The 7,841-nt window shown below is 60.1% G+C and carries 6 protein-coding genes; all 6 read right to left on the bottom strand.

Features of this window, described 5'->3' with window-relative positions; translation table 11 throughout:
• Nucleotides 1-43: 43 nt before the first annotated feature.
• Nucleotides 44-1,591: a SulP family inorganic anion transporter gene (locus ACRESD_RS01880; RefSeq protein ID WP_431749382.1), complete on the bottom strand. Its 1,548-nt coding sequence runs from the start codon at nucleotides 1,589-1,591 to the stop codon at nucleotides 44-46.
• An 85-nt stretch (nucleotides 1,592-1,676) separates the two neighbouring features.
• Entirely contained in the window at nucleotides 1,677-2,408 is a 732-nt protein-coding gene (locus tag ACRESD_RS01875) for a carbonic anhydrase (protein WP_431749381.1), read from the bottom strand.
• A 216-nt stretch (nucleotides 2,409-2,624) separates the two neighbouring features.
• On the bottom strand, nucleotides 2,625-3,683 hold the full coding sequence (locus ACRESD_RS01870; protein ID WP_431749380.1) for a PA0069 family radical SAM protein: 1,059 nt from the start codon (nucleotides 3,681-3,683) through the stop codon (nucleotides 2,625-2,627).
• Between the two features lie 81 nt (nucleotides 3,684-3,764).
• Complete coding sequence (locus ACRESD_RS01865; RefSeq protein ID WP_431749379.1) at nucleotides 3,765-5,063, bottom strand: c-type cytochrome; 1,299 nt, start codon at nucleotides 5,061-5,063, stop codon at nucleotides 3,765-3,767.
• Between the two features lie 12 nt (nucleotides 5,064-5,075).
• On the bottom strand, nucleotides 5,076-6,860 hold the full coding sequence (locus ACRESD_RS01860; RefSeq protein ID WP_431749378.1) for a GMC family oxidoreductase: 1,785 nt from the start codon (nucleotides 6,858-6,860) through the stop codon (nucleotides 5,076-5,078).
• 2 nt (nucleotides 6,861-6,862) lie between these two features.
• Nucleotides 6,863-7,615, bottom strand: coding sequence for a gluconate 2-dehydrogenase subunit 3 family protein (locus ACRESD_RS01855; protein WP_431749377.1), 753 nt, complete (start codon nucleotides 7,613-7,615; stop codon nucleotides 6,863-6,865).
• Nucleotides 7,616-7,841: the final 226 nt, after the last annotated feature.

The raw sequence follows: 7,841 nt of genomic DNA, 5'->3' as shown, positions 1-7,841 counted from the left end.
CAATCGGGGGCAAGCCCCCTCCCACAATTTTGATCCGGTTGTGTCAGATAGTAGGCGGCGCCGAGCCTATCCCCACCGTCGTCCGCACCCGCCCTTCCAACCGCCGCTTCAACCCTCGCGCCTCGATCACCAGCGTCGACCCCTTGGCCGCGTTTGCCCGGCCCCATTCCTCCAGCAACTCCAGGCAGGAATGATCGATGTAACTCAAGTTGTTAAGCGGTACATGAACGGTAGTCCCGGCAGGCACCGTCGACAGCACCCGGGTCAACGCCGGCACTTTCAGAAAAGTCGCCGCCCCCGTCAGACGCAATTCCATCTCGCCGTCTTGCGGCAAGTCGATCAGGCTGACTTTCAGCCGCGAAGCCTTGAATGCCAGCTTCACCAACGTCAGCCCGAAGCCCACCAGTACACCCGTCAACAGGTCGGTGAAGATGATCGCCAGTGCGGTGGCCGCGTAAGTGAACATCGGCATGCGTCCATATCGGCCCAGCGCCTTGAACGCCTTGAGGTCCACCAGCTTGATCCCGGTGTACACCAGCACACCCGCCAGACTCGCCACTGGAATGCTTTGCAGCACACTCGACAGCAACAGCACGAACGCTAGCAGCCATAGTCCATGGAACATGGCCGACAGCCGCGTGGTAGCACCGGCCTGCACGTTGGCCGAGCTGCGCACGATCACGCCGGTCATCGGCAGGGCGCCGACCAGACCACAGAGCATGTTGCCCACGCCTTGGGCAGATAACTCTTTGTCGAAGTCCGAACGCTGACCGCTGTGCATGCGGTCGACCGCCGCTGCGGAGAGCAAAGTTTCGGCGCTGGCAATAAACGCCACGGCAAATGCAGCGATCAACAACTGCGGATCGGCCAGGTTCAGCAGGTCACTGGGGCGCAGCCAGTCGATGGCATCGGCGAGGTTTTCCGGGACTTCGACACGCTTGACCTGCAACGCCAGCACCAAACTGACAACCGTCGTCAGGCCCACACCCAGCAGGGCGCCCGGAACGAAGCGCAAGCTTTGCGGGCGCACCTTGTCCCACAGGTACATCACCAGCATCGTCGACAGACCGAGCAGGCCAGCCTGCCAACCCAGGCCACCGCCGAGGGTTGGAATCGCTTCGCCCAGCGCAGCCGGGAAACCCGCCAGGTTATCCAGCCCCGAAGGTTTGGGGGCACCGTCGAGCATCACATGGATCTGTGATAGCACGATCAGTACACCGATCCCCGCCAGCATGCCGTACACCACCGCGGGTGCCGTGACGCGAAACCAGCAACCCAGGCGCAGACGCCCAGCCACCAGTTGCAGGAACCCCGCCAGCAACAAAATCGGCCCCAGCATCAACATGCCGTGCTGGCGCACCAGCTCGAATACCAACACCGCCAACCCCGCCGCCGGGCCACTGACCTGCAGCGGCGAACCCGCCAGCCAACCCACCACCAGGCCACCGATAATCCCGGTGATCAACCCCTTGGCCGGCGGCATGCCGGAAGCAATCGCGATGCCCATGCACAGGGGCAGGGCAACCAGAAACACAACCACAGAGGCAAGCAGCTCCCGCGGCAGTACAGCTTTCAATTGAGCAGCACGCATGATGACTCTCCCAAGGCATTTACCGGGCGCGGCAAAGCCTGGCTGCATCCATGGCAGCCACCGCTTGACCCGGCAGGGAAGTGTTTTAGAAGCGCGCTTTAGGCGTCGCGGAAGGAATCGGCTCGGTGCCGTTCAACGGTCGAAATGCCGCAGTGTCCGCATCGTAGGCTCGGATTTCGCTGGTCTCGATGTTGTAGATCCAACCATGGATAAACAAATGACCGTTGGCCATGCGCGAAGCCACGGAAGGGTGGGTGCGCAAATGCTGCAGTTGAGCGATGACGTTTTCTTCCGTCAGCACTTTCATGCTCTCGCCTTCATTGGCGCAGTCGCAGTTGTCATGAACCATGGCCTTGGCGACCTCGGCATGCCGCAGCCAGGCTTTGACCGTCGGCATTTTCTCCAGGCTGTCCGGGTTGAGTACCGCACGCATGGCGCCACAGTCTGAGTGCCCACACACGATGATGTGCTGTACGCCCAGGGCGAGTACCGCGTATTCGATGGCAGTGGAAACACCACCGTTCATCTGGCCGTAGGGCGGCACCACGTTACCGACGTTACGGGTCACGAACAGGTCGCCAGGGGAGCTTTGGGTGATCAGCTCGGGCACGATGCGCGAGTCGGCGCAGGTAATGAACATTGCCCGCGGGCTCTGGGCCGTGGCGAGTTTCTTGAAAAGTTCTTCCTGTTGGGGGAAGACGTCGTGATGGAAATGCAAAAAGCCGTCAACAATATGCTTTAGCGCTGCATCGGCGGTTTCCGCCACCTGAGGGGCTGAAGCCGACGCAGCCAACGGCTGTTTATCCTTGTCACTCATGATTCATCCTCTTGATTAATGCAGGGGAGTGTTCAAGTCAGATCGACGCCAGTCAGTAAAAATTCCTACAGCGGCGAAACAGACTCGTCAGTCACTCGTTAAACAAGGTAACCATCGAAACTTAACTCAAACTGAAAGAACCGCTCTAGATCGCGGGTTTCAGTGATGTCAAAACGCGACTATTCCTACAGAATCAACGCGCTATTCCTAGGCAGTTTACAGCAATGCCATCTGTCTGCCCGGTGGGCAGAACGCTGCGCAATCCAGATTGAACCCTTCCCGACGGTTCAACCCCAGCCGTTTGATCGCCTTGCTGAACCGCTGCGCCAACAAATCGGCAAACGGTCCTTCACCACGCATGCGCACGCCGAAACGGCTGTCGTATACCTCACCACCGCGCACCTGGCGCACCAGGCTCATCACATGGGCTGCGCGCTGCGGGTAATGTGCAGCCAGCCACTCCTCGAACAACGGCGCGACCTCCAGCGGCAGGCGCAGCATCATGTACGCTGCACTTTGCGCACCGGCGGCATGGGCTTCGGTGAGCAGGCTCTCCAATTCGCTGTCGTTGATCATGGGGATCATCGGCGAACACAGCACGCCCACCGGGATGCCGGCCTCCCGCATCACCCGAATCGCCCGCAGTCGCGCCTTGGGCGCCGCCGTGCGCGGCTCCAGGATACGCTTGAGCTCATCGTCCAGGCTGGTGAGGCTGATCATCACCGCCACCAGGCGCTGGCGGGCGAGTTCGGTCAGCAGGTCGAGGTCGCGCAATATCAGTGATCCCTTGGTGATGATGGTCACCGGGTGCCGGTAGCGCAGCAATACTTCAAGCGTTTGCCGGGTAATCTTGTACTCACGCTCAATGGGCTGGTACGGGTCGGTGTTGGAGCCGAGATTGATCGGCGCACACACATAGCCGGGTTTCGACAGCTGTTGCTCCAGCACATCGGCGGCATTGGTCTTGGCGATCAGTTTTGTTTCGAAATCCAGACCCGGCGACATGTCCCAATAGGCATGGCTGGGGCGCGCATAGCAGTAGATGCAGCCATGCTCGCAGCCGCGATAAGGGTTGATCGAACGATCGAAGGGCAAATCCGGCGAGTTGTTGCGGGTGATGATGGACTTGGCCGTTTCGATACGCACTTCAGTGCCCTGGGTCGGCGGCACTTCCTGAAACCAGCCGTCGTCCTCGGCCACACTGACGGTGGGCGCAAAGCGGTTATGCAGGTTGGTGGCGGTGCCCCGGCCACGGGGTGGCAGCGCAGTCGACATAAAAACGCCTCGATACTGTTTTTATATACAGTATCGAGGCGCACGGTTTTTGACCAGTGCCGTTTGGCGGTCAGGGCAGGATCAATGCTTTGGCGTCACTTGCCCCAAGTCATCGCCGGACGTGGTTCGCCTATCACTCTTGCGCAGGTCGGCCACGTCGCTGGCCTTCACTGGCGCCCCTTTATTGCCCCAACTGCCGCGAACGAAACTGACCACATCCGCCACTTCCTGGTCTGACAGGCGCCAGGCGAACGCCGGCATGGTGAAGGTGGACGGTGCCGTGTGGGTCGCCGGCAAGGTGCCGCCATTCAACACGATGTTGATCAATGACGTGGCATCCGCCGTCTGCAGCACCGGGTTACCCGCCAACGCCGGGAACACCCGCGTATAGCCATGACCGTCAGTGCGATGGCAGGCCGCGCAGTTGTCGATGTACACCGACGCACCCGGCTTGCTGTCATCACCTTTCCACAAGGCCTCTGCCACCTGCTTGTCGTACTGGTGCGGCTGATCCTTGGGATCGACCGCCGGCAGGCTCTTGAGGTAACGGGCGATGGCAGTCAGGTCATCTTCCGACATGTACTGCATGCTGTGGACTACAACGTCACTCATGCCACCAAACACCGCGCTACGGTCGCTACGGCCAGTCTTGAGGAATTGCACCAGTTGCTCTTCGCTCCAACTGCCGAGACCGTCCTTGTGGTCGCCGCGCAAGCTTTTCGCGATCCAGCCTTCCAGCGGCGCGCTGCCGGACAGGAACGCGTTGCCGTCGGTGGCACTCAGGGCTTTTTCCTGCATGGTCAGGGCACGCGGTGTATGACAAGCACCGCAGTGGCCAAGACCTTCCACAAGGTACGCACCACGGCTGACCACCGGATCGGCAGCCGCTTGGGTCGGCTGCTCCTGCACCGCCGGGGCAAACATCCAACGCCACGCAGCCAAAGGCCAGCGCATGCTCAAGGGCCAGGGAATATCGCTGTCCTTGTTCGCTTGAGCGACCGGCTCGACCCCCTTCATGAAATACGCATACAACGCCTGCATATCGCTGTCGCTGACGCGCGCGTAAGACGGGTAGGGCATCGCCGGGTAAAGCGTACTACCGTTCTTGGCGACGCCATGGCGCACGGCCTTGTCGAAGTCTTCGAAGCTGTAGTCGCCCAGGCCCGTCTTGTCCGGGGTGATATTGGTGGAATAGATCACGCCGATCGGGGTTTCCATCGGCAGGCCGCCTGCAAAGGGTTTGCCACCCTTGGCGGTATGGCAGGCGACACAGTCGCCGGCACGGGCCAGGTATTCACCTTGCTTGATCAGGTCCGTTTCAGCCGCGCTGATCGAGCAACTGCTGAACAGCGCCACGGAGGCGATAACGAGTGCTTTCATGGTCATCGCTCCTTATGCCTGAACCAGTGGGCCGGGGTTTTTCAGGTACTGCTCGCGGATCGCCCGCGCCGACCAGTAGGTCAATGCCGCCACCAGGCCGGTAGGGTTGTACCCCAAGCCCTGTGGGAAAGCAGACGCGCCTGGGACAAACACGTTGTGTACATCCCAGCTCTGCAAGTAGCGGTTCAACGCACTGGTTTTGGGGTCGGTGCCCATGATTGCGCCGCCGTTGAGGTGGGTGGTCTGGTAGGACGCCGTGTTGAAGTGCTCACTGACTTTTTTACCGAGCATGGCAATGACCTTCGGGTTCATCGCTTCAGCGACCTTGCCCATTTTCTCCATCATGAAGCGGTTCATCTTGATGTCGTTTTCCTGCCAATCGAACGTCATACGCAGCAACGGCAGGCCGTAGGCATCGCGGTATACCGGGTCCAGATCCAGGTAGTTGCTCCGGTAGGATTGGTGGGCGCCGTGGGCATCCATCGACACCTGGTGGGTGTAGTAATCGGCGGTAGCACGCTTCCACGCACTGCCCCAGGCCGGCGTGCCCGGCGGGTTGGAGGTACCCGCAATCGGCCGGCTGCCCGCTTGGTTGACCCACATCGGCGAGCCGCCCACAAAACCGTGTGGCCCGTGGTCGAAGTTGTCCGCGTTGAAATCATCGATGGCCACGCCATTGCCACCGGCACCGATGAAGTTGTTGGTGTAGGTGTCTTTATCGAAGAAGGCCTTGATGGTGCCCATGTTCTGGTAGGCGAAGTTCCTGCCCACCACGCCTTCATTGGTAATCGGGTCGTAGGGTTTGCCGATGCCCGACAGCAGCATCAGGCGCACGTTATGGAATTGGAAAGCGCCTAGGATCACCAGGTCCGCCGGCTGCTCGCATTCGCGCCCCTGAGCGTCGATGTAGGTCACGCCGGTGGCTTTTTTCTTAGTGCTGTCCAGGTTGACCTTGAGCACGTGGGAATTGGGACGCAGCTCAAAGTTCGGCACCTGGCGCAGCGCCGGCAGGATGTTCACGTTCGGCGAGGCCTTGGAATACATGTAACAAACGTAGCCGCTGCAAAAACCGCAGAAGTTGCACGGCCCCATCTGCGCCCCATACGGGTTGGTATAAGGCCCTGAGGTATTGGCCGACGGCAGGTTGTAGGGTTTGTAACCCACGTCGCTAGCCGCTTTCTGAAACAGCTGTGCGGAGACGGTGTTTTTCTGCGCCTCCAGCGGGAACGGGTTGGAGCGATCCGGCGCATACGGGTTGCCGCCACGGCCTTCGCCCACCAACTGACCTTTGACGGTCCAGGCCTGGCCCGAGGTGCCGAAGACTTTCTCCGCGTAATCGAAAAACGGCTCCAGCTCTTCATAGCTGACGCCGAAGTCCTGGATGGTCATGTCCTTGGGGATGAAGTTCTTGCCGTAGCGCTCTTCATAGTGGCTACGCATGCGCAATTCGATCGGGTCGACACGGAAATGCACACCCGACCAGTGCAGGCCTGCACCGCCCACGCCATTCCCCGGCAGGAACGCACCCAACTGGCGGTTGGGCAGGGCGACGTCATTCACGCTATGGCGAATGGTCACCGTCTCCTTGGAAATGTCCTGGAAGAGTTTTTTACGCACGCTGTAGGTCAACTCGTCGATGACCTGAGGGTAGTTGCCGTCCGGGTAAGTGTCCTGCATCGGGCCGCGCTCCAGCGCTACCACGTTCAGGCCAGCTTCCGTCAGCTCCTTGGCCATGATCGCGCCGGTCCAACCGAAGCCTACGATCACTGCATCCACTTTCTTCATGATGGTCGCCACGTTTATGCCCTCTCGCCACGGATGGAAACAGCCGGGAAGGGGTACTGCTCGTTGCGTTCCACCCAATCCATGAAATCGGCGCGGGCGCCGGGGAAGCCGATCATGGTCCAGCCGACCATGCCTTTGTTGCCACCGTGGATCGGGTCGCAGAAGAAACCTTCCTTGGTGTTTTGCAGCAGCAGGTTGAAGAACATTTTGGCCGGCACCGCTTCAAAATGCGCGCTCACTTCACTGCCGCCCGCCTCCAGACGACGCAGCATGTCATCCTGGGTAGCGCTGTCTTGCCCAGCAAAAGCTTTACCATTGAACGCTTTCGACCACGCATCCGTTGCGGCAATGCCCAGGCGATAGATCTCTTTGGGCACCAACTTGCTCTGCCAGCCCATCTCCGGCGCGGCATCGGCATTGAACGGACCTTGCATGAACCACAGTGCGCCACTGGCGTAAGGCGTGTTCATCTGACGATCGATGTATTCCGGTGCACCCGCTTCCAGAGCGCCAGGGCCTTGGGCATCGGCGGGAATCAAGCGGGCGACGGCAGCGTTGATAAACGCCCATTCTTCAGCGGTGAAATAACTCGGCTCGTAGGCTTTGTCGCTCGCAGGCGTCTTGGCCGGTGCGGCCTGGGCAGGCTCCGGTGTGGCCATCAACATCGAGCCGCCAAGGCCCGTGCTGGCAACCGTGACCACCGGGATCAAGGTCAAGGATTTGCGCAAAAAGTCGCGCCGCGGGTTGTCTTGATCTTGATCAGACATGGGTGCACCTCATCATGTGGTCACGGGTTTATCCGCCGCTTCTGGGAGCAGCGTGAAGGCATGGATGCCAAGGGCGTAGAACACCCTGGCAAACAATAGTTACAAATGATAGCAGCCTAAGAATTGGGGCGAATCGATTCAGCGGCAAAAAAACGTAAATCAGCGCCGCCCGTTCACAATTCTTTGACGAGGACCTCACACCCTGTTGACCCCCCATAGGTGAATC

This window comes from Pseudomonas sp. (assembly GCF_050739995.1).
GTDB lineage: Bacteria > Pseudomonadota > Gammaproteobacteria > Pseudomonadales > Pseudomonadaceae > Aquipseudomonas.
Note: the sequence above shows the minus strand (reverse complement) of the source record. Positions and strands in the feature narration are given on the sequence as shown.

Bases quoted from the DNA above. Each gene is read 5' to 3' on its own strand.
- ACRESD_RS01880 (WP_431749382.1), bottom strand. From the start codon at position 1,591: ATGCGTGCTGCTCAATTGAAAGCTGTACTGCCGCGGGAGCTGCTTGCC.
- ACRESD_RS01875 (WP_431749381.1), bottom strand. From the start codon at position 2,408: ATGAGTGACAAGGATAAACAGCCGTTGGCTGCGTCGGCTTCAGCCCCT.
- ACRESD_RS01870 (WP_431749380.1), bottom strand. From the start codon at position 3,683: ATGTCGACTGCGCTGCCACCCCGTGGCCGGGGCACCGCCACCAACCTG.
- ACRESD_RS01865 (WP_431749379.1), bottom strand. From the start codon at position 5,063: ATGAAAGCACTCGTTATCGCCTCCGTGGCGCTGTTCAGCAGTTGCTCG.
- ACRESD_RS01855 (WP_431749377.1), bottom strand. From the start codon at position 7,615: ATGTCTGATCAAGATCAAGACAACCCGCGGCGCGACTTTTTGCGCAAA.